Genomic DNA, 22,658 nt, shown 5'->3' with positions numbered 1-22,658 from the left:
ATGACCGAGCTTACAAGCACGCAAGATCGCCGCGAGGAGGTGCTGCGGCTGCAAGGCCTGCGTAAAAGCTTCAACCTCGGCAAACCCACCGAAGTGGAAGTGCTGCACGGCCTGGACCTGCGCCTGCAGCGCAGCGACTTCGCCGCGCTGGTAGGGTCCTCGGGGTCGGGCAAGAGTACGCTGCTCAATCTCATCGGCCTGCTGGACCGACCCACCTCGGGCGACCTGCTCCTGCTTGGCGAATCGACCGGGAAGATGGACGATGCCCGGCGTACCGCCCTGCGCGGCAGCGCGATCGGCTTTGTCTTCCAGTTCCACCATCTGATCCAGGCGTTCACGGCGCTCGAGAACGTGCTCATGCCGCTGATGGTGGCCACGGGAAAACCGACGCCGGAACAGGTTGAGCGGGGCCGTACCCTGCTTGCCCAGGTCGGCCTGGAAGGGTTCGAGCAGCGCAAGCCCGACCAGCTTTCCGGCGGCCAGCAGCAGCGCGTGGCCGTGGCCCGCGCGCTGGTGACCCGCCCGGCGCTGTTGCTGGCCGACGAACCCACCGGCAATCTCGACACGAAATCCGCCGCAGAAGTCTTCCAGCTGTTCCGCAAGTTCAACCGGGAGTTCGGCTGCGCGGTGCTGCTGGTCACCCACGACCCGCGCATGCCCGAGCTGTGCGACCGCACGATCAGGCTGGTGGATGGGCAGATCGAGAGCGATGAGACGGTGCGATAGCGGATGGCGGCTTCCGGCTCGAGTCGGGCACCGGAACACTGCGCTGTCCGGAAACGAAAAACGCCACCCGAAGGTGGCGTTTTTTGAATTCTTGGTGGCCCGGGGCGGAATCAAACCACCGACACAAGGATTTTCAAATCCTCTGCCTGGCCTTCAAAAATAGAAATACGGGGCCAGCACCGCGACCTCAGTAATATTGTCGACCGGCAATCCGTTGCGCTCGGCGACCTGCCGGATTGCCTCGGGCGTTGGCGCATCGTAGATGCAGAACGTGTGGGTCTTATCGGTACTCACGTAGGAATGGACCCAGGTAACGCCTTGCTCGCTGTTGGTCTGGACAACTTTGCTCAGGGCGTCTGCGCCAGCGGCATTGACGGGTATGTTGAGACCATCGGGGAAACTGCGTTCAACCATATAGCGCGGCATATCTGTCTCCATGCTGTTATGAAGGACTGGCGATGACACCTTATGAGACTGCCCGGATAAAGTAGCGTAAAACCAAACGCAGGGCAATCGCTTTGCGGTGCAACGCCGTACAAGATGGTCGAATGTCCCGTAAACCAAAAAACGCCACCCGAAGGTGGCGTTCTGCTTTACTGCTGAATTCTTGGTGGCCCGGGGCGGAATCGAACCACCGACACAAGGATTTTCAATCCTCTGCTCTACCAACTGAGCTACCAGGCCAAGAGGCCGCATTATAGCAGGTCAATGCAGAGATGCAATAGACTTTTCTGGACTTCCGCAAGCCTGCCCATCAATACTTGCGGTCGGATCAACGATGAATTGCCCAGGCACTGCTTTTTCTCAACAAACAATGCCGGCATCATGGTGTCCATCGAACTCAAGGAGAACACCATGCAAAAAGCAATTCCCGCACTCGGCCTCGGCACGTTCCGCCTGCAAGGGCAGGTGGCCGTCGATTCCGTCCGCACCGGGCTGGCGCTCGGGTACCGCCATATCGACACCGCGCAAATCTACGGCAACGAAGCCGACGTGGGCACCGGGATCGCGGCAAGCGGCGTTGCCCGCGACGAGCTGTTCGTGACGACCAAGATCTGGACGGCGAACCTGGCCGGCGACAAGCTGAGTCCCAGCCTGCGCGAAAGCCTGGACAAGCTGCGCCTGGAGCAGGTGGACCTGACGCTGATCCATTGGCCGTCGCCGCAGGACGCGGTGCCGGTGGCGGAAACCATGGCGGCGCTGCTGGAGGCGAAGCGTGCCGGCCTGACTCGCCACATCGGCATCTCGAACTTCACGATCCGCCACATGCAACAGGCGATCGACGCCGTCGGCGCAGCGGAGATCGCTACGAACCAAGTGGAGATCCACCCGTTCCTGCAGAACCGGGCCGTGGTGCAATTCGCGCGCGAGCACGGCATCCACCTGACGGCCTACATGCCGCTGGCATATGGCAAGGTGATGGCCGACCCGGTGATCGCCCGCATCGCCGAACGGCACGGAGCGACGCCGGCCCAGGTGGCGCTGGCCTGGTCGCTGCGGCAGGGATTCGCCGTGATCCCGTCGTCGACGAAGCGGGCGAACCTGGAAGCCAACCTGGGTGCGGCGCGGATCGCGCTTTCCGGGGAAGACATGGCGGCCATCGCGGCGCTGGAAGCAGGCGAGCGCATCGCCAATCCGGAGGGCATCGCCCCGGCGTGGGACTGAGTCCATGGCCCGGCCACGGGAAGGATGCACCCCGCGCGCCCCGCTTGCCGGTGAAAGTTATAATGGCTGAATGAACATGCCATCCTCCTCCAAGCACCACGTGCAGACGGCGGTCTGCATCGTCGGCAACGGCGCGATCGCCAAGGCGGCCGCGCTGGCCTTCGCCCAGGCCGGGCAGAGCGTTACCCTGCTCGGCCCGCCCGCAGCGCCGAAGCCGGACGGCCTCGAGCCCAGTTGGGACGTGCGGGTGTATGCGCTGAACCATACGGCGCACGAACTGCTGTCGAACCTGAAGGTGTGGGGCGCGATGGACCAGCTGCGCATCGCCCCGGTCGACGGCATGGTCATCAAGGGGGACGGCGAGCAGCCCGGCCACCTGAACTTCGATGCCTATGGCGCCCATGCCGATACGCTGGCCTGGATCGTCGAAGACCGCAACCTGAACGATGCGCTCGATGCGGCACTGCGCTTCGCCCAGAACGTGCATGTGGTGACCGGCCGCGCGGTGGCGCTCGAATGCGACGACGCCGGGGCCGCCGTGCAGCTGGCGGACGGCACGGCCGTCAAGGCATCGCTCGTCGTGGGCGCCGACGGTGCGCAGTCCTGGGTGCGCGGCCAGTGCGACATCGGCCTCGATTACAAACCCTATGGCCAGAAAGGCGTGGTCGCCAATTTCGACACGGCGCTGCCGCACCACGGCAATGCATTCCAGTGGTTCACGTGCGACCGCGGCATCGTGGCGCTGCTGCCGCTGCCGGGCAACCGCGTGTCGCTCGTCTGGTCCGCGCCGGACATGCTGGCCGACCAGCTGGCCAGCGAAGGGGCGCAGGCGCTTGCCGACCGGCTGGCCGAGTTCGCCGCCGACAAGCTCGGCAAGCTCACGCCCGTGCTGCCGGAGTCGGTGCGGGCGTTTCCGCTGTCGCTGGTGCGCCCCCATTCGCTGGTGGCGCAGCGCGTGGCTTTGATCGGCGATGCCGCCCACGTGGTGCATCCGCTGGCGGGCCATGGCATGAACCTGGGCTTTGCCGACGTGCGCGACCTGGTGCGCGCCATTGCCGAGCGCGAGGAACACCGTTCGATCGGCGACGACCGGGTGCTGGCCCGCTACGCCCGCTCGCGCAAGGAAGAAGTGCTGCTGATGCAGGCCACCACCGACGGTTTGCAGCGCCTGTTCGGCGCCAATCTCGAGCCGGTTCGCGCCGTGCGCAATTTCGGGCTAAACTTGCTGGATAAATTGCCATTCGTCAAGCGTTCGCTGATGTCGCACGCGCTGGGCCGGCACTGATATCCACGCGGCGCGGCGATCCCGCGTCGCCCATGTTTTCTCCCGGAGAGTCTATGAAGTTCATGAAGACCGGCCTCGTGCTGGCATCGGCACTGCTGATGTCGTGCGCGGGCGCCGACGACGGCACCGAAGCCACCATCCGCAAGAACGTCGAACCCAAGCTCGGCCCCAACATCAAGATCGATGCGATCCGCGCCACGCCTTATTCGGGGCTGTACGAAATCCGCATCGGCAACGAGATCCGCTACACGGACAAGACCGGTACCTACCTGTTCGCCGGCCACATCTTCAACCTGAAGACAAAGGAAGACGTGACGCAGGCGCGCATCGACGAAGTCAACCGCATCAAGTTCTCCGAGCTGCCGCTGGAGCTGGCGCTGAAGACGGTCAAGGGCAACGGCAAGCGCGTGGTGGCGATCTTCGAAGACCCGAACTGCGGCTACTGCAAGAAATTCCGCCGCGAGACGCTGGCGAAGGTGGACAACATCACTGTCTACACGTTCATGTACAACATCCTGTCGCCGGACTCCACGGTGAAATCGCGCAATATCTGGTGTGCGGCCGACCGCAACCGCGCCTGGGACGAGTGGATGCTGAACAACAAGCAGGCGCCGGCAGCGCCGGCCGGCTGTGCCGCGCCGAACGACAAGGTGCTGGCGCTGGGGAGCAAGCTCGGGCTGGAAGGCACGCCGGCGATCTTCTTTGCCGACGGCAGCCGCGTTCCGGGCGCTATCGACGTCGACACGATGGAAGCGAAGTTCGCCGCGATCAAGTAATTTCGACGTACTCGCACGAATCAATTGCACCAACGCGGCGCGCCCACGAAGCGCGCCGTTTTTACATCACAAGAATCCAGAACCGGGAGTTTTACATCATGGTCACCCTGAACATCAACGGGCGCGACACGCGAGTCGACGCCGACCCGTCGACCCCCATCCTGTGGGCGCTGCGCGACAACCTGAACATGACCGGCACGAAGTTCGGCTGCGGGGCCGCGCTGTGCGGCGCCTGCACCGTGCACCTGGGCGGCCAGCCGATCCGCTCTTGCGTCACGCCGATCTCGGCCGCCGTTGGCCAGAAGATCACCACGATCGAAGCGATGGAGCACGACAAGGTGGGCAAGGCGGTGCAGGACGCCTGGGTAAAGCACGATGTGCCGCAATGCGGCTACTGCCAGAGCGGCCAGGTGATGAGCGCCACGGCACTGCTGAAGGCGAACCGCAAGCCGACCGATAGCGACATCGACGGCGCCATGGCCGGCAACATCTGCCGCTGCGGCACCTACCAACGCATCCGCCTCGCCATCAAGGACGCGGCGAAGTCGCTCGCCTGAAGGAAATACCATGCGCAAAGAATGGCTCAATGGCGATGACATGACCGTGCCCGCCGACGACAAGGCTGGCGGCATTTCTCCCACCTCCCGCCGCGGCTTCATGAAGGCGGCCGGCGCCGGCCTGGTGCTTGGCTTCACGTTCACGGGTGGCGGCCGCATGGCCCGCGCCGCGGAGCAGAAGCCGCTGCAGTTGCCAACCCGGCAACCGAACGCTTTCCTGCGCATCGCGCCGGACAACACCGTTACCGTGCAGGTGAACCGCCTGGAGTTCGGCCAGGGCGTGCACACGGCGCTGCCGATGCTGATCGCCGAGGAACTCGATGCCGACTGGTCGCAGGTTCGCGGCGCACTGGCGCCGGCGGGCGAGGCCTACAAGGATCCGGCGATGGGCATCCAGATCACTGGCGGCTCCGGTTCGGTGGCCCACTCGTGGGTGCAGTACCGCGAGATCGGCGCCAAGGCACGCGCGATGCTGGTGGCCGCGGCGGCCGAGCAGTGGAAAGTCCCCGTCAGCCAGGTGAAGGCAGTCAAGGGCGTGCTCACCGCGCCGGGCGGCAAGAAGGCAACCTACGGCCAGATGGCCGAGGCGGCGATGAAGCAGCCGGTGCCCGAGCACGTGGTGCTGAAGAACGTCGGTAAATTCCGCTTCATCGGCAAGCCGATGCCGCGCCTGGATGCGCGCGCCAAGTCGAACGGCAGCCAGCAATTCGGCATGGACTTCAAGCCGGCCGGCACGAAGGTGGCCGTGGTGGCGCGCCCGCCGGTGTTCGGTGCGAAGGTGAGGAACTTCGATGCCGCCGAGGCGACGAAGATCAAGGGTGTGATCGCCGTGGTGCCGGTCGACGTGGACCGTGGCGGTACCGGCGTGGCCGTCATCGCGGAAGGGTACTGGCAGGCGAAGCAGGGCCGCGATGCGCTGAAGGTCGACTGGGATACGAGTGGCGTGGAAAAGGTGAGCTCCGATCAGCAGTTCACCGCCTTCCGCGCGCTGGCCGCGACACCGGGTGCCGTGGCGAAAAAGGCCGACGTGTCGAAGCTGGCCGCCGCGCCGAAGAAGATCTCGGCCGTCTACGAATTCCCCTACCTGGCGCATGCGCCGATGGAGCCGCTGAATTGCGTGGTGGACTTGAAACGCGACGGCTGCACGATCTGGGCCGGTAGCCAGTTCCAGACGATGGACCAGGCGGCGGCCGCGAAAACGGCCGGCCTGAAACCGGAACAGGTGACCTTGCACACGATGATGGCCGGTGGTGGTTTCGGCCGGCGCGCCGTGCCGTCTTCCGACTACATCGTGGAAGCCGTCAATGTCGCCAAGGCCTGGGCAAAGGCCGGCAAGAGCGGCCCCGTGAAAGTGATCTGGAGCCGCGAGGACGACATCAAGGGCGGCTACTACCGCCCGTCGCATGTGCACCGTGCCGAACTGGGGCTGGATGCAAAAGGCGATATCGTGGGCTGGGACCACGTGATCGTCGGCCAGTCGATCATCAGCGGCACGCCGTTCGAGCCGATGATGGTGAAGAACGGTGTCGATGCCACGATGGTCGAAGGCATGGGCGAACCGTACAGGGTGCCGATGAACCTGTCGGTCCACAACGCGCAGGCCAATGTGCCGGTGCTGTGGTGGCGCTCGGTCGGGTCGACGCACACGGCGTTCGTGATGGAGACGCTGGTCGACGAGGCGGCCACCGCTGCCGGTATCGACCCGGTGGCTTACCGCAAGAAGCTGATCCCGGCGGAGCACAAGCGCCATCACCTGGCACTCGACCTGGCCGTGGGCAAGTCCGGCTACGGCCGCGTGAAGCTGCCGGAAGGGCAGGCTTACGGCGTGGCGGTCCATGAATCGTTCGGCACCGTGGTGGCCTACGTGGTCACGGCGTCGGTGGAGAACGGCACGCCGAAGCTGCACAAGGTGACGGCGGCCGTGCACTGCAACCAGCCGGTCAACCCGCTGACCATCGAAGCGCAGGTGCAGGGCGCCGTGCTGATGGCTGTCGGCACCACGCTGCCGGGCGCCGCCATCACGTTGAAGGATGGTATCGTCGAACAGGGCCAGCTCAGCGACTACACGGTCGCACGCATGACCGACATGCCGCAGGTCGAGGTGCACATCGTGCCGTCGACCGAGCCGCCGACGGGCATGGGCGAACCGGGCCTGCCGCCGCTGGCGCCGGCATTCGCGAATGCCGTGTTCCGCGTCACGGGCAAGCGGCTGCGCAAGCTGCCGTTCGACCTGGCGTCGGCGGCCACGCCGCAGGTGGCGTAACGCATACCCGGCGCATGAGTCAAAGCATGACCCAAAGCATGACCCAAAGCATGACCCGGCGCGTGGTGTCCGGTGCCATCGTCGGCCTGCTGCTGGCCGCCGGGCGCGGCCGGCGCTTCGATCCACTGGGGCAGCGCAACAAGCTGCTGCAGCCGATCGATGGCGAACCGGTTGTCGTGCACAGTGCGCGGCACCTGCTGGCCGTGCTGCCGCGCGTGGTGGCCGTGGTGCGCGATGGCGGCGATGCCGTTGCCGCGCAACTGGCTGCGCTGGGGTGCGAAGTGGTGGAATGTACCGAAGCCGACAGCGGCATGGCCGCGTCGCTCGTCCACGGGCTCCGTCATGCGGAGGCGGCGGTGGGCTGGGTGGTGGCGCTGGGCGACATGCCCCGCGTACTGCCGGCCACCATTGCCGCGCTGGCAAGGGCGGTGGAAGAGGGCGCCGATATCGCGGTGCCGGTGCATGGGACCGCGTTGGGCAAGGAGCGGGGCAATCCGGTCGCATTCGGCCGCCGCCACTTGCCGCAACTGCTCGCGCTGTCCGGAGACCGGGGCGCGCGCGGTATCGTGAAGGATAATATCGTCAACGAAGTGGCGGTGGATGACCCGGGCATCCTGCTCGACATCGATACTCCGCCCGACCTCCTGCAATGAAAAACAAGACGCCGACCAAGAAGATGAAACCGCCGCGCGCAGCGGCGCCGGCCGTGGCCTATGCCATCGTGCCGAAGGACCTCGCCGCCCACCTGTTCCAGGTGACGCTGACCGTACAGCAGCCCGCTGCGGACGGCCAGTTGCTGGCATTGCCGGCCTGGATCCCGGGCAGCTACATGATCCGCGAGTTCGCCCGCAACATCGTGCAGATCCGCGCGGAGGCAAACGGCCAGCCCGTGCCGCTGGCGAAGCTGGACAAGCATTCGTGGCAGGCGCCGCCCGTCGAGGGGCCGCTCACGGTGCAGTATGACGTGTATGCATGGGATCTTTCCGTGCGTGCCGCGCACCTGGACCAGACGCACGGCTTCTTCAACGGCACCAGCGTATTCCTGCGCGTGGCGGGACAGGAGGATGTGCCGCACGTGGTCGATATCGTGCGCCCGGCCGACGAAGCGGCCCGCACGTGGCGCGTGGCGACCGCGCTGCCCGAGCTGAAGGCGAAGCGCTACGGCTTTGGCACCTACGTGGCGGCCGACTACGACGAGCTGATCGACAGCCCGGTGGAACTGGGCGACTTCGCGCTGGCCACGTTCACCGCGCACGGCGTGCCGCACGACGTGGTGATCACCGGCCGCGTGCCGAACCTGGACATGGCGCGGCTGTGCGCCGACCTGAAGACGATTTGCGAAACCCAGATCGCCTTCTTCGAGCCGAAAACGAAGCGGGCGCCGATGGACCGCTATGTGTTCATGACGCTGGCCGTGGGCGACGGCTACGGTGGCCTGGAACACCGCGCCTCGACGGCGCTGATCTGCGCCCGCGCCGACCTGCCGACCACCGCGTCTGTGGTGAAAGAGCGCAGCGAGGGATACATCAAGTTCCTGGGCCTGTGCAGCCACGAGTACTTCCACACATGGAACGTGAAGCGCATCAAGCCGGCCGTGTTCGCGCCCTACGACCTGCAGGTGGAGAACTACACGCCGCTGCTGTGGCTGTTCGAAGGGTTCACGAGTTACTACGACGACCTGTTCCTCGTCCGCTCGGGTCTGATCAGCGAAGCCGCGTATTTCAAGATGCTGGGCAAGACCGTGGGCAGCGTGCTGCGCAGCAGTGGCCGCACGAAGCAGAGCGTGGCCGAATCGAGCTTCGACGCGTGGAGCAAGTACTACCGGCAGGATGAAAACGCGCCCAACGCGATCGTCAGCTATTACGCCAAGGGTTCACTGGTGGGCCTGGGGCTGGATCTCACGATCCGCCAGAAGACGGGCGGCAAGCGTTCGCTCGACGACATCATGCTGGCGCTGTGGCAGCGCTACGGCCGCGACTTTTATCCGGATGGCCGCCGTGGCGTGACGCCGCGCGACGTGGAAGTGCTGTTCGACGAGATCAGCGGCATGAAGCTGAAGAGCTACTTCGAGAAGTACATCCGCGGCACCGAGGACGTGCCGCTGGCGAAGCTGCTGGCGCCGTTCGGGGTGAAGTACGCGGACGAGCGCAAGCTCGCGAAACCGAGCCTCGATGCCAACATCGGCCGCGATGGTGCCGATGCCAAGCTCTCGGCCGTGCATGAAGGCGGCGCCGCGCACCGTGCCGGTCTCTCCGCCGGCGACCTGCTCGTGGCCATCGACGGCCTGCGCGTGACCGGCAATCCGTCGAATCTGGAAGCGCTGCTGTCCCGCTATGCCGTGGGCGACACGGTGCAGGTGCACGCGTTCCGGCGCGATGAATTGATGGCGTTTACGGTGCAACTGCTGGGCGATCGCGTGCCAGGCATCACGCTGGCGATCGACGCGGCGCGCAAGCCGGCAGTGGCGCGGCCGACGATGCTGCGCTGACGTGCGGTTGCTGGATCCCTTCAGCGTCGTGGTGATGGCGGCGCTGATGTGCGCCGTGATGGGCGTGTTGCTGTTCGGGGCCCGCCGCGGCTTTCCCGCCGAGATACGCGGCATCAGCCATTGGGGCGCCGCGCTGGCGACGCAAGTGATTTCCGCCTGCTGCTTTGCCCTGCGCGGCACGCTGCCCGATGCGCTCGTGCTGCCGGTGGCGAATGTGCTATTCATATTCGGCAACGGGCTGTGCGTGATTGGCCTGCAGCGTTTCTATGGTGTCGCGGCGGGCTGGCGGATGCTGGGGGGCGCTTGCGGTTTCGCGCTTGCCGGCATGCTGTACTACCTGCTTGCCGTTCCGGACTATGCGGCGCGCGTGGCGTGGATGGCGCTGCCGATGACGCTGATCAATGCCACCTTGCTGCTCCTGCTGCTGAGGCATGGCCGCAGCAAGCCGGCGACGTGGTTCTTCGGTTCACTGATCGCCGTGAATCTGGTCCTGGTGGCCTTGCGTGGCGTGATGGCACTGACCCGGCATGGCGAAACGCTGGTGAACGTTTCCCTTCCCGGCCAGTTCCAGGGCTTCTACCTGGCAGTGACGGCGCTGCAGCCTGCGCTGCTGGCGGTCGGCTTCCTGATGGTGGCCTACGAACGGCTGCGGCTGATCCTCGAACGTCGCTCGGCCAGCGATCCGCTGACCGGCGTATTCAACCGGCGCGGTTTTGGCGATGCCTACGCGCGCGAAGTCGCCCGGCTGGCGCGAATGCGCCAGCGTTCCCGTTCGATGGCGCTGCTGGCGGTGGACCTCGATCATTTCAAGTCGATCAACGACCGCTTCGGCCACGCCGAGGGCGACCGCGTGCTGGTCAGCGTGGCACGCATGCTGGGCTCGGCGTTGCGCGAATCCGACGTGCTGGCCCGTTTCGGCGGCGAGGAATTCATCGTGCTGCTGCCGGACGCGGACGCGAAACGCGCCACCGCCGTTGCCCAGCGCATGCAGCGCCTGCTGCGCGACGCGTGCGCCGGCACCCTGCCGTCCTGCACGGCCAGTTTCGGCGTGACGGTGCAGACCGACCCGGGCGAACCGCTGGAAGATGTGCTCGGCAGGGCGGACGAAGCGCTGTACCGCGCCAAGGAAAACGGCCGCGACCGTATCGAAACCTGGCGCGCAGCTGCATGACCGCACAACAGTAGTTGCCGAAATTCGGGCAGTCCCCGATTTCACGTTTTCAGGAAATATTTCCAATATTCGGGGACAGTCCCCGATTTCAGGAAATTTTTTGGGATCAGGCGAACAGCCGGCCCAGCTCCGCGCCGGGGTTATCAGCCCGCATGAACGCCTCGCCGACGAGGAAGGCATTGACGTTCGCCTCGCGCATCCGTTGCACGTCGGTGCGGCCGAGGATGCCGGACTCCGTGACCACCATCCGCTCCGCCGGAATACGGGGCAGCAGGTCCAGCGTGGCATCGAGCGAGACCTCGAACGTGCGCAGGTTGCGGTTGTTGATGCCGATGAGGTTGGTCTTCAGTTTCAGCGCGGCGGTCAGCTCGTCGCCATCGTGCGATTCCACCAGCACGTCCATGCCCAGTTCGTGCGCGCATGCTTCCATCTCCGCCATCAGGCCGTGATCGAGGCCGGCCACGATCAGCAGGATGCAGTCGGCGCCCATGGCGCGCGCTTCATAGACCTGGTAAAGGTCGACCAGGAAATCCTTGCGGATCACCGGCAGCGCGCACGCGGCCCGGGCCTGCTTCAGGTACTCGACGGAGCCCTGGAAGAACTGTTCGTCCGTCAGCACCGACAGGCAGGCCGCGCCGCCTTCGGCATAGCTTTGCGCGATGTCCGCGGGGCGGAAATCCGCACGGATCACGCCTTTCGATGGCGACGCCTTCTTGATTTCGGCGATCACGCCGGCATGGCCGGCGGCGATCTTGCCGCGCAGGCTCGCTTCGAAACCGCGGATCGCGGCGCGCGACTCGCGGTCGCCTTCCACGTCGGCGCGCAGGCTGGCCAGGCTGCGGTATTTCTTGGCCGCGGCCACTTCGTCGGCCTTGACGGCCAGGATCTTGTTCAGGATGTCGGACATGGTTTACCGGTTCTGCTAATTAATGACGGTCGGCGAGGGCAAGGCGGGCACCCAGCGCGAGGAACAGGCCGCCGGTGACACGGTTCAGCCACAGCGCCACGCGCGGCTTGACCTTGAGTTTCGAACTCGCGAAAGCGGTGAACAGCGCCAGGCCGTTACACCACAACATGCCGTTGAAGTTGAAGATGCAGCCCAGGATGATGAAGGCCAGCGGCTTGTTCGACGCGTCGGCGTCGATGAACTGGGGCACGAAGGCAAGGAAGAACAGTGCCACTTTCGGGTTCAGCACATTGGTCAGGAAGCCTTGAGCGAAGATGCGGCCGAGCGGCAGCGGAGCGGGTGCCGGAGCGACTCCGTCCTTGGCCGAATCCTTCAGCTTCGCGCGCAGCATCTGGATGCCGCACCACACGATATAGGCGGCACCGACCCACTTGACCACGGTGAACGCGGTGGCGGACGTGGCCAGCAGGGCGGACAGGCCCAGCGCCGCGGCCAGCACGTGCACCATCGTGCCGGCGCCGATGCCGAGCGAGGCCGCCACGCCGGCGCGCCAGCCCTGCGTGGCACTGCGCGCCATGATCAGGAGCGAATCCGGCCCGGGCATGATGTTCAGCAGCAGCCCGGAAACGACGAACAGCGTCAGGTCGTGGATGCCGAACATGGCCGGCTCCGCTCAGTTGGCGGCGCCGAGCGCCTGCGTGACTTCGACGAACTGGTGCAGCTTGGCCAGCGCGGCGCCAGACTCGATCGCCTGGCGCGCCTTGATCAGGCCCACTTCGATCGATGGCGCAACGCCGGCCGCATACAGCGCGGTGCCCGCATTGAGCGCGACGATGTCGGTGGCGGCGCCGGTTTCGCCGGACAGCACGCCCAGCACCTTGGCCTTCGATTCGGCGGCATTGGCCACCTTCAGGTTGCGGCTGGCCACCATCGCGAGACCGAAGTCTTCCGGGTGGATTTCATATTCGCGGATTTCGCCGTCGACCAGTTCGCCAACGAGCGTGCCGGCGCCGAGGGACACTTCATCCATGTTGTCGCGGCCATACACCACGATCGCGTGTTCCGCGCCGAGGCGCTGCAGCACGCGCACCTGGATGCCCACGAGGTCGGGGTGGAACACGCCCATCAGGATGTTCGGCGCACCGGCCGGATTCGTGAGCGGCCCGAGGATGTTGAAGATCGAGCGCACGCCCAGTTCGCGGCGCACCGGTGCCACGTGCTTCATGGCGGCGTGGTGGTTCGGCGCGAACATGAAGCCGATGCCGGTCTGCGCGATCGATTGCGCGATCTGCTCCGGCTTCAGGTTGATGTTGGCGCCCAGCGATTCGATCAGGTCGGCGCTGCCGGACGACGACGACACGCTGCGCCCGCCATGCTTGGCGATGCGCGCACCGGCGGCGGCGGCCACGAACATGGCCGCGCTGCTGATGTTGAACGTGTGCGCGCCGTCGCCGCCGGTGCCCACGATATCCAGCAGGTTCGTGGTGTCCGCCATCGGCACCTTCGTGGAGAACTCGCGCATCACCTGTGCGGCGGCGGTGATCTCGCCGATCGTTTCCTTCTTCACGCGCAGGCCCATCGTGAGCGCGGCTACCATCACGGGCGACATTTCGCCGCTCATGATCTGGCGGAACAGGTGCAGCATTTCGTCGTGGAAGATCTCGCGGTGTTCGATGCAGCGGATCAGGGCTTCCTGGTGGGTGATCGGCATGGTCATTCCTTTGCGCTCGACGACGTGCGATCGAGGAAGTTCTTCAGCATGGCATGGCCATGTTCGGAGAGGATCGATTCGGGATGGAACTGCACGCCTTCGATGTCGAAGTCCTTGTGGCGCACGCCCATGATCTCGCCATCGTTCGTCCATGCCGTCACTTCCAGGCAGGCGGGCAGCGACGCGCGCTCGATCGCCAGCGAGTGGTAGCGGATCACGGTAAAGGGGCTCGGCAGGTCCTTGAACACGCCTTCGCCGGTATGGGCGATGGGCGAGGTCTTGCCGTGCATGACTTCCTTGGCGCGGATAACCTTGCCGCCGAACGCTTCGCCGATGGCCTGGTGGCCGAGGCACACGCCGAGGATCGGCTTCTTGCCGGCGAAATGCTTCAGTACCGCCACCGAGATACCGGCCTGCGCCGGATCCTTGGGGCCCGGCGAGATGCAGATGCGGTCCGGGTTCAGGGCTTCGATCTCCTCGATCGTGATCTCGTCGTTGCGGTGCACCCGCACGTCTTCACCCAGTTCGCCGAAGTACTGCACGATGTTGTAGGTGAAGGAGTCGTAATTGTCGATCATCAGCAGCATGTCAGAACTCCCCATCCAGGCCATCTTGCACTTGTTCGGCGGCGCGCAGCACGGCGCGCGCCTTGTTCTCTGTTTCCAGCCATTCCATCTCGGGTATCGAGTCGGCCACGATGCCGGCCGCAGCCTGCACGTACAGCATGCCGTCCTTGATCACGCCGGTGCGGATCGCGATCGCCACGTCCATCTCGCCGCCGAACGACAGGTAGCCGCAGGCGCCGCCATAGATGCCGCGCTTGGAGATTTCCAGCTCGTCGATCACTTCCATCGCGCGCACTTTCGGCGCGCCGGTCAGCGTGCCGGCAGGGAAGGTGGCGCGCAGCACGTCCAGGTTCGACATGCCGGACTTCAGCTTGCCTTCGACGTTCGACACGATGTGCTGCACGTGCGAATACTTTTCGATGACCATCTTGTCCGTGACCTTCACGCTGCCGATCTCTGCGATGCGGCCCAGGTCGTTGCGGGCCAGGTCGATCAGCATCACGTGCTCGGCGATCTCCTTCGGATCGGCCAGCAGTTCCTCGGCCAGCTGCGCGTCCTTTTCCGGCGTGGCGCCGCGCGGGCGCGTGCCGGCGATCGGGCGCAGCGTGACCTTTTTCTCGCCATCCGGGAGGGTCTCGTTACGCACGAGGATTTCGGGCGACGCGCCAACGATCTGCATGTCGCCGAAGTTATAGAAGTACATGTACGGCGACGGGTTCAGCGAACGCAGCGCGCGGTACAGCGTGAGCGGCGAATCGACATACGGCTTGCGGATGCGCTGGCCGATCTGCACCTGCATCAGGTCGCCGGCCATCACGTATTCCTTCGCCTTTGCCACGGCGGCCAGGTACGATTCCTTGTCGAAGTCGCGGATCGCCTCGGTGCGCACCGACGAGGACGTGACGGGCGCATCGACGCCGCGGCGCAGCAGCGCCTTCAGTTCCTTCAGCCGCACGCGCGCCTTCGAGAACGATTCCGGCTGCGTGGTGTCGGCATACACGATCAGGTACAGCTTGCCGGACAGGTTGTCGATGACGGCCAGTTCTTCCGTGACCATCAGCTGGATGTCGGGCAGGCCGAGATCATCTTTCTGCGCACTGTTGGCCAGCTTCTTCTCGATGAAGCGCACGGTGTCGTAGCCGAAGTAGCCGGCCAGGCCGCCCACGAAGCGGGGCATGCCGGGGCGCAGCGCGACCTTGAAGCGGGCCTGGTACTGCTCGATGAATTCGAGGGGATTGCCATCGTGCGTTTCGATGACTTCGCCGCCCTTGACGATCTCGGTGCGGCTGCCGACCGTGCGCAGCAGCGTTTTCGCCGGCAGGCCAATGAACGAGTAGCGGCCGAAGCGCTCGCCACCGACGACGGACTCCAGCAGGAACGTGTTCTTGCCGTTGTTCTGGCTCTGCGCCAGCTTCAGGTACAGCGACAGCGGCGTTTCCAGGTCGGCGAACGCTTCCGCGATCAGGGGGATACGGTTGTAGCCTTGCGTGGCCAGCGATTTGAATTCGAGTTCGGTCATGGTCTCTCCAACCCGCCACGCGAACCCATTTTGGGCATGATGGTGGCGGTGAGGTTCAAAAAACCTGCCGGGAGAGAGCGAAAAGGTGGATAGTCGCGCGAAATCTCCGACGGCAGCAATCAACGTGGCTTAGTTTGCCCAGGATTGCCAGCGTCGCCACAGCCAGGCCTCGATCGATCCCTGGTGAGTAACGTTGTGTCTTTTGTTGAGAAACATCGTTTGACGAGCGTTCGGTTTTAAGTTGCAGCCGGTTGATTCGGCTGATTGTGCGCGTTGATTAACTGTGCAGCATGCAGCAGCGTTTCCACTATACCATCGGAATCCGTCTCGTGTATAGACTCACCGTGGTTATAGCCATACGGCACCGTCAGCACCGGACAACCGGCCGAGCGGGCCGCCTGGGCGTCGTTCGACGAGTCGCCGATCGCCACCACCTGGTGCGGCGGCAGGCCGAAGTATTCGCATGCTTTCACCAGCGGCAGCGGGTCCGGTTTTTTCCTTTCGAACGAATCGCCGCCATAGATGACCTCGAAATAGCCATCGAGTTCCTTCAGCTTCAGCAGCGGCAAGGCAAACGCGAGCGGCTTGTTCGTGACGCAGGCGAGGCGGATGCCGGCATCCTTCAGCTCCGTCAGGCCGGCGGCCACGTCCGGATACAGCGTGCTGTGGTGGCCGTTGATCGCCAGGTAGTGCCGCTGGTAGGCATCCATCGCCGCGGCGAAGTGCTGTTCGACGGTGGCATCGTCATGGTCGAGCGACAGCACGCTGCGGATCAGGTTTTCCGAGCCCTTGCCGACCATGTTCTTGATCTGCTCGGCCGTGATGGCTTCCAGGCCCAGCTCTTCGCGCATGCGGTTGATGGCCACGTGGAAGTCCGGCACGGTGTCGAGCATCGTGCCGTCGAGGTCGATGATGGCGGCGCGCACGCCGGCCAGGGGGTGAGCTGCCGCCATGCTTACACCGCTGCCAGTTGGGTGCGCATCGCGTCGATGACGGCCTTGTAGTCGGGCTGGCCGAAGATCGCCGAGCCGGCCACGAACGTGTCCGCGCCGGCTTTCGCCGCGGCGGCGATGTTGTCGATCTTGATGCCGCCATCGACTTCCAGCAGGATGTCGCGGCCCGATTCGTCGATCAGGCGGCGCGCTTCGGCGATCTTCTTCAGTGCCTGCGGAATGAACGACTGGCCGCCGAAGCCCGGGTTGACCGACATGATGAGGATCATGTCGACCTTGTCCATCACGTGCTCCAGGTACGACAGCGGCGTTGCCGGGTTGAACACGAGGCCGGCCTTGCAGCCGTGGTCGCGGATCAGCTGCAGCGAACGGTCGATGTGGTCGGAGGCCTCCGGGTGGAAGGTGATGATGTTCGCGCCCGCCTTGGCGAAGTCGGGGATGATGCGGTCGACCGGCTTGACCATCAGGTGCACGTCGATCGGTACCTGTACATGCGGGCGGATCGCCTGGCAGACCAGCGGGCCGATCGTGAGGTTCGGCACATAGTGATTGTCCATTACGTCGAAGTGGATGATGTCGGCGCCGGCGGCGACGACGTTCTTCACTTCCTCGCCCAGGCGGGCGAAGTCGGCGGACAGGATGCTGGGAGCGATGCGGAAAGTAGTCATGACAGGGTGGATAGCAAAAAGATGCGTTATTTTACGCCGCTCTCCCGTTATGTGCGGAGCGCACCTTGCGCAATGGGGCGAATTGGGGTGCAATGTGAAACTAGGTTAATAAAACGCTACATTTGAAATTTCGGCACATTCCATGGCAAATCATGGCCAATGCGCCGGCAACAAAGGATTACCGATGGCCCAATATGCATTCGATGTGTCGGTCAGGACGCAGTTCCTGCCCGAACAGTCCGATCCGGAGCGCACCAACTTCGTGTTCACCTACTCGATCACGATCAGGAACACGGGGACCGTCGCCGCACAGCTGATCTCGCGGCATTGGGTGATTACCGACGCGAACAATCACAAGCAGGAAGTGCGCGGCCTGGGCGTGGTGGGACACCAGCCGCTGCTGCAGCCGGGCGAACAGTTCGAGTACACGAGCGGCACGGCCCTGCAGACGCCGCAGGGCTCGATGGTGGGGGAATATTTCTGCGTGGCCGAGGATGGCCACCAGTTCGAAGTGAAGATTCCGGAATTCGTGCTGACGCTACCGCACTCGCTCCACTGATCTACAATCCTCGTTATTCAGGCTGGTCCGGCCGTTTGGCCGGCGGCGTCTTTTTCTTTCCCGGCATCGTCCACCACACGATGAACACGAGCAGGAATAGCGCCACCAATGCCTCGACCATCAGAATCCACATACCGCCTCCATGTTTTTCGTTCGCCGTAGTCTACCCCGTATTTTCCAGCCGTTGAGCTGCATCGCCGTATCGGCAGTCCTGCTCGCCGGTTGCGTGACGCCGCCCGCGCCCCAGCCTTCGCCGGTGCCGCAGCCCGCACCCCAGCCCGTACCGCAACCCCAGGCGCCCGCCGCGCCGCCCGTGGAGCCAACCCGGCCGCCGGCACCGCCATCGGCGAAAACGGCCTTCGTGCCGGGCACGTTCGCCGACTTGCCGGGTTGGTCGCGCGACGACGTGCGCGCCGCATGGCCGGCGTTCCAGTCGTCGTGTTCCGTGATCGGCAAGCGTGCGGACTGGAAGGAGGCGTGCTCGATCGCCCGCACCGTCAACGCTGGTGACGAGCGTGCGGTGCGGCTGTTCTTTGAAACGTTCCTCGTGCCGCACCGGGTGATCGCGCCGGACGGTTCGGACAGCGGCCTGGTGACCGGCTATTACGAGCCGCTGCTGCGCGGCGCCCGCAAGCAGGGCGGCCCGTACCAGACCCCTTTATATAGAGTGCCGGACGACATGTTGACGATCGATCTTGCCGGCGTGTATCCGGAACTGAAGGGCAAGCGGCTGCGCGGCCGGCTGCAAGGCAGGAAGGTGGTGCCGTATTCCAGCCGTGCCGAGATCGCGCGTGCCGATTTCAGCGGCAAGGAACTGCTGTGGGTCGACGACCCGGTGGAGGCGTTCTTCCTCGAGGTGCAGGGCTCCGGCCGCGTGCAGCTCGACAGCGGCGAAACCGTGCGCGTGGCGTACGCCGACCAGAACGGCCATCCCTACAAATCGATCGGCAAATGGCTGATCGAGCAGGGCGAGCTGACGTCCGAGCAGGCTTCCGCCCAGGGCATCAAGGCATGGATCGCCGGCCACCCGACGCGAAGGCAGGAACTGCTGAACGTGAATCCGAGCTATGTGTTCTTCAGGGAGGAAAAGCTGCCGGATCCGAGCGTGGGGCCGAAAGGTTCGCTGGGCGTGCCGTTGACGCCGCAGCGTTCGGTGGCCGTGGACACGACACAGATACCGTCCGGCGTGCCGTTATACCTGTCCACCACACAGGCCGCCAGCGAGATCCCGCTGCAACGGCTCGTGATGGCGCAGGACACCGGCGGTGCCATCCGGGGTGCGATCCGGGTCGACTTCTTCTTCGGCTTCGGTACCGAGGCGGCGGAAAACGCGGGCCGGATGAAGCAGCGCGGTGAAGTCTGGGTGCTGCTGCCGCGCGCGACCCGCTAGGCCCGATTAACGGAGTACCAGCACCGGCAGCTCGGTGTGGGCCAGCACTTTCTGCGTTTCGCTGCCGAGGAACAGCTTGTTCAGGCCCGTGCGGCCGTGCGAGGCCATCAGGATGATGTCGCAATTGTGCTTTTGCGCCGCATCGATGATTTCCTTGTAGGGCGTGTGGGAATCGACGACGATGCCTTCGAACGGCACGCCGGCCGCGGCGCACGCCGTTGCCACCTTGTTGATGTGCGCCTTGGCGGTGGTGGCGATCTGCGTTGCAAACACTTCCGCGTCCGGCACGACCGCGCCTTCGGCCATCGGCACGAACGGGAACGGCTGGGCCACGCAGATCGAGACGATGCGCGCGCCGTGCACCTGGGCGAAACGGATCGCGAGATCCGTGGCTTTTACCGCCAGCTCGGATCCATCGGTGGGCAGCAGGATGTTCTTGAACATGATGGTCCCCTTGCAAAGTTGTCAATGCTCCAGTGTAGGGCCACCACCCCGTCAGGGGCGCACGCTTCGGATCGCGCGCGATGCGACCACCCCGACAGCCAGCAGCACGCCGCCCACGGCAATGCAGTACAGCGCGGGCCGCACGCCGAGATGGTCGCCCGCGTACCCCGCCACGAGCGCGCCCAATGGTGCTACCGCCACCGTCAGGAAGCGCATCGTCGAGATCATCCGGCCCAGCATTTCATCCGGGGTCACGCTCTGGCGCAGCGCCTGGTAGGGCACGAAGAACAGCATTGCTCCCAGGTCGAAGAAAAACATCAGTGCGGCATAGGCGGCCGCGCTGAACCGGGCGTCGCCGAACGGGTCGCGGGGAATCAGCGGCATCAGCACGAAACCGAGCGCCATGGATGCCATGCCGATCATGATGGTGATGCCCGCGCCATAACGCCGGTTCAATGGCCGCAGCAGCAGGGAGCTGACGAACACACCCATCCCTCCCAGCATTTGCGCCATGCCGAGCGTGCCCGCGCTCATGCCCAGCTCGCGTGTGGCGAACAGCACCAGCAGCGCCGAGTAGCCATAGAACAGGATGTGCCAGGCGCCGGCGACCCAGGCCAGCGCCCGCAGCAGCGGCTGTTGCCAGATGAAGGCGAAGCCGGCGCGAACGTCGTGCAGCGGATGGCGCTCGCTGCGCGGCGGCACCGCTTCGCGCATCTTCACGCGGCCGAGGTTCCAGACCGAGATGAAGAACGTGGCCGCGTTGGCGATGATCGCCACCGGTGCCGTCAGCCACTGGATCAGGATGCCGGCAAGACCGGGCGCCAGCAGGCGCGAAATGGAATCCGTGCTGGCGAAGCGGGACTGTGCCTCGACCATCCTCTGGCGGCCCACGAGCAAGGTGAGAAAAATTTGCTCCGCGCCGCCGCCGATGACATTGCATGCCCCCTGGACGGCCGCCACCGCATACAGCCAAGGCATGCCCAGCAGGTCGAACCACCACGCGACGGGAATCGAGGCAAGCGAAATGCCCTGGGCTGCCTTGCTGCCCAGCAGGATCGGCAGCTTGCGGCTGCGGTCCAGCAGTACGCCCGCGGGCAATGCAAGCACCGCGAACGGAATCGCCTGGCAGGCGGTCAGTACACCCATCTGCGCCGGCGTCGCGTGCAGCAGCAGCACGGCGCACAAGGGCAGCGCGAGCGTGCCGATCTGCGAGCCAAAGCTCGTCAGTACCATGCTGGCCCAGTAGCGCCGGAAGTCGGTACTGGACAGGAGCGCATCGCTGCGCCAGCGTTCGGCGATCGAAGAAAGGAGTGGTAGGACCATCGGTTGCCGGATCATAGCAGCCGTGGCGGTATGGGAATGCCCCGCCGATGGCGCTACAATCGTCCGATCCCATCGTCCCGGAGAAAAGCATGCAATACGAAGACCTGATCGTCGAAGTCCATGGCAAGGTGGCGCTGATTCGCCTGAACCGGCCCAAGGCGCTGAATGCGCTGAATGACCGCATGATGAACGAGCTGGGCGAGGCATTCGCCGGCTTCGACAAGGATCCGCAGATCGGCTGTATCGTCCTGACCGGCAGCGAAAAGGCCTTCGCGGCAGGCGCGGACATTCCGGCGATGATCGACTACACCTACCAGGACACTTATCGGGACAACTACATTACCCGCAACTGGGAGCACATCCTGAAAGTGCGCACGCCGGTCATCGGTGCGGTCGCAGGCTACGCGCTGGGTGGCGGCTGTGAACTGGCGATGATGTGCGATTTCGTGATCGCTGCGGACACGGCGAAATTCGGCCAGCCTGAAATCAAGATCGGTGTCACGCCGGGTGCCGGTGCCACGCAGCGACTGCCCCGGGCGATCGGCAAGGCCAAGGCGATGGACATGCTGCTGACGGCACGTACCATCGACGCGGCGGAAGCGGAGCGGACCGGCCTCGTCTCGCGCGTGGTCCCGGCGGACAAGCTGATCGAAGAAGCGCTGGCGGCAGCCACCACGATCGCATCGATGCCGCTATCGGTCGCCATGCAGATCAAGGAGGCGGTCAACGTCGCCTACGAAGTACCGCTGACGGAAGGCGTGCGCTACGAGCGCCGGCTGTTCCATGCCGCGTTCGGCACGCCGGCCCAGCGCGAGGGCATGCATGCGTTCCTCGAAAAGCGCTTGCCAAGCTTCGACGGCCTTTGATATAGTTCTGTCCCTCGCAGCAACGTAGCTGTCACGAAAGTGAAACAAGCAAGTTGAGGCGGGACAGAAAGAAGCTTGACGATTCGCACGAAACACTCGATAATCTTGCCTCTCTGCTGCTGACAAACACAACGATTTGTCTACGGGTTGATCCCGAGTTGCAGCACCGCTGAAAAAGCGAAGAATTCTTTAACAATCAACAGTCGATAAGTGTGGGCGTTTGATGCGATGTGCCTCCGGACTTCGGTCCGGAATGCTCAAAATATAGCAACAAACGCTCGCACAAGAAATAAACGTAATCATCTTCGGATGATTCGTCAGTATCTTGAGTGAGTGACCTCCGATAGCAGTATCGGAAAAACAGAGATTAAACTGAAGAGTTTGATCCTGGCTCAGATTGAACGCTGGCGGCATGCTTTACACATGCAAGTCGAACGGTAACAGGGAGCTTGCTCCGCTGACGAGTGGCGAACGGGTGAGTAATATATCGGAACGTGCCCAAGAGTGGGGGATAACGTAGCGAAAGTTACGCTAATACCGCATACGATCTATGGATGAAAGCAGGGGACCTTCGGGCCTTGTGCTCCTGGAGCGGCCGATATCTGATTAGCTAGTTGGTGAGGTAAAGGCTCACCAAGGCGACGATCAGTAGCTGGTCTGAGAGGACGACCAGCCACACTGGAACTGAGACACGGTCCAGACTCCTACGGGAGGCAGCAGTGGGGAATTTTGGACAATGGGGGCAACCCTGATCCAGCAATGCCGCGTGAGTGAAGAAGGCCTTCGGGTTGTAAAGCTCTTTTGTCAGGGAAGAAAAGGGT

At 64.4% G+C, this 22,658-nt stretch carries 22 protein-coding genes, 1 tRNA gene and 1 rRNA gene; 13 read left to right on the top strand and 11 right to left on the bottom strand.

Annotation, left to right across the window (positions count from 1 at the left end):
- Nucleotides 1-726 carry an ABC transporter ATP-binding protein gene (locus ACY65G_RS16480; RefSeq protein WP_464998407.1) on the top strand — a complete coding sequence of 242 codons (726 nt, stop codon included), beginning with the start codon at nucleotides 1-3 and terminating at the stop codon, nucleotides 724-726.
- Nucleotides 727-879: 153 nt separating this feature from the next.
- Here ACY65G_RS16480 and ACY65G_RS16475 read toward each other — a convergent pair whose 3' ends face one another.
- A complete protein-coding gene (locus tag ACY65G_RS16475) occupies nucleotides 880-1,152 on the bottom strand; it encodes a DUF4242 domain-containing protein (RefSeq protein ID WP_464998406.1) in 273 nt (90 codons plus the stop codon).
- Nucleotides 1,153-1,334: 182 nt separating this feature from the next.
- Nucleotides 1,335-1,410 (bottom strand) — tRNA-Phe (locus ACY65G_RS16470).
- A gap of 171 nt (nucleotides 1,411-1,581) precedes the next feature.
- Here ACY65G_RS16470 and dkgB point away from each other — a divergent pair.
- The 8 genes from dkgB to ACY65G_RS16430 all read left to right on the top strand — a co-directional run bounded on the left by dkgB (nucleotide 1,582) and on the right by ACY65G_RS16430 (nucleotide 10,931).
- Nucleotides 1,582-2,391, top strand: a complete 810-nt coding sequence (dkgB, locus tag ACY65G_RS16465; protein WP_464998405.1) for a 2,5-didehydrogluconate reductase DkgB — start codon at nucleotides 1,582-1,584, stop codon at nucleotides 2,389-2,391.
- A 70-nt stretch (nucleotides 2,392-2,461) separates the two neighbouring features.
- The gene (locus ACY65G_RS16460; protein WP_464998404.1) at nucleotides 2,462-3,676 is read left to right on the top strand and encodes an FAD-dependent monooxygenase; all 1,215 of its coding nucleotides are present in this window, start codon (nucleotides 2,462-2,464) and stop codon (nucleotides 3,674-3,676) included.
- A gap of 53 nt (nucleotides 3,677-3,729) precedes the next feature.
- Nucleotides 3,730-4,452 (top strand): DsbC family protein, encoded by a 723-nt coding sequence (locus ACY65G_RS16455; RefSeq protein WP_464998403.1) that lies wholly within the window; start codon nucleotides 3,730-3,732, stop codon nucleotides 4,450-4,452.
- Nucleotides 4,453-4,550: 98 nt separating this feature from the next.
- Entirely contained in the window at nucleotides 4,551-5,009 is a 459-nt protein-coding gene (locus ACY65G_RS16450) for a (2Fe-2S)-binding protein (protein ID WP_464998402.1), read from the top strand.
- A gap of 10 nt (nucleotides 5,010-5,019) precedes the next feature.
- On the top strand, nucleotides 5,020-7,272 hold the full coding sequence (locus ACY65G_RS16445; RefSeq protein ID WP_464998401.1) for a xanthine dehydrogenase family protein molybdopterin-binding subunit: 2,253 nt from the start codon (nucleotides 5,020-5,022) through the stop codon (nucleotides 7,270-7,272).
- Nucleotides 7,273-7,298: 26 nt separating this feature from the next.
- Nucleotides 7,299-7,925 (top strand): nucleotidyltransferase family protein, encoded by a 627-nt coding sequence (locus ACY65G_RS16440; RefSeq protein WP_464998400.1) that lies wholly within the window; start codon nucleotides 7,299-7,301, stop codon nucleotides 7,923-7,925.
- Complete coding sequence (locus ACY65G_RS16435) at nucleotides 7,922-9,760, top strand: M61 family metallopeptidase (protein ID WP_464998399.1); 1,839 nt, start codon at nucleotides 7,922-7,924, stop codon at nucleotides 9,758-9,760. Before ACY65G_RS16440 ends, ACY65G_RS16435 begins: the two co-directional genes overlap by 4 nt.
- 7 nt (nucleotides 9,761-9,767) lie before the next feature.
- Nucleotides 9,768-10,931, top strand: a complete 1,164-nt coding sequence (locus ACY65G_RS16430) for a GGDEF domain-containing protein (protein ID WP_464998398.1) — start codon at nucleotides 9,768-9,770, stop codon at nucleotides 10,929-10,931.
- A 106-nt stretch (nucleotides 10,932-11,037) separates the two neighbouring features.
- On the opposite strand, the gene trpC is transcribed toward ACY65G_RS16430, so the two are convergent.
- The 7 genes from trpC to rpe form a co-directional block, all read right to left on the bottom strand.
- Nucleotides 11,038-11,838, bottom strand: coding sequence for an indole-3-glycerol phosphate synthase TrpC (gene trpC / locus ACY65G_RS16425; protein WP_464998397.1), 801 nt, complete (start codon nucleotides 11,836-11,838; stop codon nucleotides 11,038-11,040).
- A 19-nt stretch (nucleotides 11,839-11,857) separates the two neighbouring features.
- Complete coding sequence (locus tag ACY65G_RS16420; RefSeq protein WP_464998396.1) at nucleotides 11,858-12,499, bottom strand: LysE family translocator; 642 nt, start codon at nucleotides 12,497-12,499, stop codon at nucleotides 11,858-11,860.
- A gap of 12 nt (nucleotides 12,500-12,511) precedes the next feature.
- The gene (gene trpD / locus ACY65G_RS16415; protein WP_464998395.1) at nucleotides 12,512-13,549 is read right to left on the bottom strand and encodes an anthranilate phosphoribosyltransferase; all 1,038 of its coding nucleotides are present in this window, start codon (nucleotides 13,547-13,549) and stop codon (nucleotides 12,512-12,514) included.
- A 2-nt stretch (nucleotides 13,550-13,551) separates the two neighbouring features.
- Complete coding sequence (locus ACY65G_RS16410; RefSeq protein WP_464998394.1) at nucleotides 13,552-14,136, bottom strand: anthranilate synthase component II; 585 nt, start codon at nucleotides 14,134-14,136, stop codon at nucleotides 13,552-13,554.
- A 1-nt stretch (nucleotide 14,137) separates the two neighbouring features.
- Nucleotides 14,138-15,634, bottom strand: a complete 1,497-nt coding sequence (gene trpE, locus ACY65G_RS16405) for an anthranilate synthase component I (protein ID WP_464998393.1) — start codon at nucleotides 15,632-15,634, stop codon at nucleotides 14,138-14,140.
- A 236-nt stretch (nucleotides 15,635-15,870) separates the two neighbouring features.
- Nucleotides 15,871-16,587: a phosphoglycolate phosphatase gene (locus ACY65G_RS16400; RefSeq protein WP_464998392.1), complete on the bottom strand. Its 717-nt coding sequence runs from the start codon at nucleotides 16,585-16,587 to the stop codon at nucleotides 15,871-15,873.
- A 2-nt stretch (nucleotides 16,588-16,589) separates the two neighbouring features.
- Nucleotides 16,590-17,255: a ribulose-phosphate 3-epimerase gene (gene rpe / locus ACY65G_RS16395; protein ID WP_464998391.1), complete on the bottom strand. Its 666-nt coding sequence runs from the start codon at nucleotides 17,253-17,255 to the stop codon at nucleotides 16,590-16,592.
- A 184-nt stretch (nucleotides 17,256-17,439) separates the two neighbouring features.
- Here rpe and apaG point away from each other — a divergent pair, with 184 nt between their 5' ends.
- Nucleotides 17,440-17,814 carry a Co2+/Mg2+ efflux protein ApaG gene (gene apaG, locus ACY65G_RS16390; protein ID WP_130186275.1) on the top strand — a complete coding sequence of 125 codons (375 nt, stop codon included), beginning with the start codon at nucleotides 17,440-17,442 and terminating at the stop codon, nucleotides 17,812-17,814.
- A gap of 142 nt (nucleotides 17,815-17,956) precedes the next feature.
- A complete protein-coding gene (mltA, locus tag ACY65G_RS16385; protein WP_464998390.1) occupies nucleotides 17,957-19,204 on the top strand; it encodes a murein transglycosylase A in 1,248 nt (415 codons plus the stop codon).
- A 6-nt stretch (nucleotides 19,205-19,210) separates the two neighbouring features.
- On the opposite strand, the gene ACY65G_RS16380 is transcribed toward mltA, so the two are convergent.
- Nucleotides 19,211-19,648, bottom strand: a complete 438-nt coding sequence (locus tag ACY65G_RS16380) for a universal stress protein (protein ID WP_464998389.1) — start codon at nucleotides 19,646-19,648, stop codon at nucleotides 19,211-19,213.
- Between the two features lie 51 nt (nucleotides 19,649-19,699).
- Nucleotides 19,700-20,971, bottom strand: coding sequence for an MFS transporter (locus ACY65G_RS16375; protein WP_464998388.1), 1,272 nt, complete (start codon nucleotides 20,969-20,971; stop codon nucleotides 19,700-19,702).
- A gap of 89 nt (nucleotides 20,972-21,060) precedes the next feature.
- Between ACY65G_RS16375 and ACY65G_RS16370 the strand changes: the two genes are divergently transcribed.
- Nucleotides 21,061-21,837 (top strand): enoyl-CoA hydratase, encoded by a 777-nt coding sequence (locus ACY65G_RS16370; protein ID WP_464998387.1) that lies wholly within the window; start codon nucleotides 21,061-21,063, stop codon nucleotides 21,835-21,837.
- 369 nt (nucleotides 21,838-22,206) lie between these two features.
- Nucleotides 22,207-22,658, top strand: a 16S ribosomal RNA gene (locus ACY65G_RS16365); the annotation flags it as partial.

It is taken from the genome of Pseudoduganella sp. jia 12 (assembly GCF_055502675.1).
The sequence above is the reverse complement of the archived record's forward strand: the minus strand, read 5'-3'. Positions and strand labels throughout refer to the sequence as shown.

Bases quoted from the DNA above. Each gene is read 5' to 3' on its own strand.
- ACY65G_RS16440 (WP_464998400.1), top strand. From the start codon at position 7,299: ATGACCCAAAGCATGACCCAAAGCATGACCCGGCGCGTGGTGTCCGGT.
- ACY65G_RS16400 (WP_464998392.1), bottom strand. From the start codon at position 16,587: ATGGCGGCAGCTCACCCCCTGGCCGGCGTGCGCGCCGCCATCATCGAC.
- ACY65G_RS16375 (WP_464998388.1), bottom strand. From the start codon at position 20,971: ATGGTCCTACCACTCCTTTCTTCGATCGCCGAACGCTGGCGCAGCGAT.
- trpC (WP_464998397.1), bottom strand. From the start codon at position 11,838: ATGTCCGACATCCTGAACAAGATCCTGGCCGTCAAGGCCGACGAAGTG.
- trpE (WP_464998393.1), bottom strand. From the start codon at position 15,634: ATGACCGAACTCGAATTCAAATCGCTGGCCACGCAAGGCTACAACCGT.
- rpe (WP_464998391.1), bottom strand. From the start codon at position 17,255: ATGACTACTTTCCGCATCGCTCCCAGCATCCTGTCCGCCGACTTCGCC.
- ACY65G_RS16410 (WP_464998394.1), bottom strand. From the start codon at position 14,136: ATGCTGCTGATGATCGACAATTACGACTCCTTCACCTACAACATCGTG.
- ACY65G_RS16460 (WP_464998404.1), top strand. From the start codon at position 2,462: ATGAACATGCCATCCTCCTCCAAGCACCACGTGCAGACGGCGGTCTGC.
- ACY65G_RS16435 (WP_464998399.1), top strand. From the start codon at position 7,922: ATGAAAAACAAGACGCCGACCAAGAAGATGAAACCGCCGCGCGCAGCG.
- ACY65G_RS16445 (WP_464998401.1), top strand. From the start codon at position 5,020: ATGCGCAAAGAATGGCTCAATGGCGATGACATGACCGTGCCCGCCGAC.
- ACY65G_RS16420 (WP_464998396.1), bottom strand. From the start codon at position 12,499: ATGTTCGGCATCCACGACCTGACGCTGTTCGTCGTTTCCGGGCTGCTG.
- apaG (WP_130186275.1), top strand. From the start codon at position 17,440: ATGGCCCAATATGCATTCGATGTGTCGGTCAGGACGCAGTTCCTGCCC.
- ACY65G_RS16450 (WP_464998402.1), top strand. From the start codon at position 4,551: ATGGTCACCCTGAACATCAACGGGCGCGACACGCGAGTCGACGCCGAC.
- ACY65G_RS16370 (WP_464998387.1), top strand. From the start codon at position 21,061: ATGCAATACGAAGACCTGATCGTCGAAGTCCATGGCAAGGTGGCGCTG.
- ACY65G_RS16480 (WP_464998407.1), top strand. From the start codon at position 1: ATGACCGAGCTTACAAGCACGCAAGATCGCCGCGAGGAGGTGCTGCGG.
- ACY65G_RS16380 (WP_464998389.1), bottom strand. From the start codon at position 19,648: ATGTTCAAGAACATCCTGCTGCCCACCGATGGATCCGAGCTGGCGGTA.
- trpD (WP_464998395.1), bottom strand. From the start codon at position 13,549: ATGCCGATCACCCACCAGGAAGCCCTGATCCGCTGCATCGAACACCGC.
- dkgB (WP_464998405.1), top strand. From the start codon at position 1,582: ATGCAAAAAGCAATTCCCGCACTCGGCCTCGGCACGTTCCGCCTGCAA.
- ACY65G_RS16455 (WP_464998403.1), top strand. From the start codon at position 3,730: ATGAAGTTCATGAAGACCGGCCTCGTGCTGGCATCGGCACTGCTGATG.
- ACY65G_RS16475 (WP_464998406.1), bottom strand. From the start codon at position 1,152: ATGCCGCGCTATATGGTTGAACGCAGTTTCCCCGATGGTCTCAACATA.
- mltA (WP_464998390.1), top strand. From the start codon at position 17,957: ATGTTTTTCGTTCGCCGTAGTCTACCCCGTATTTTCCAGCCGTTGAGC.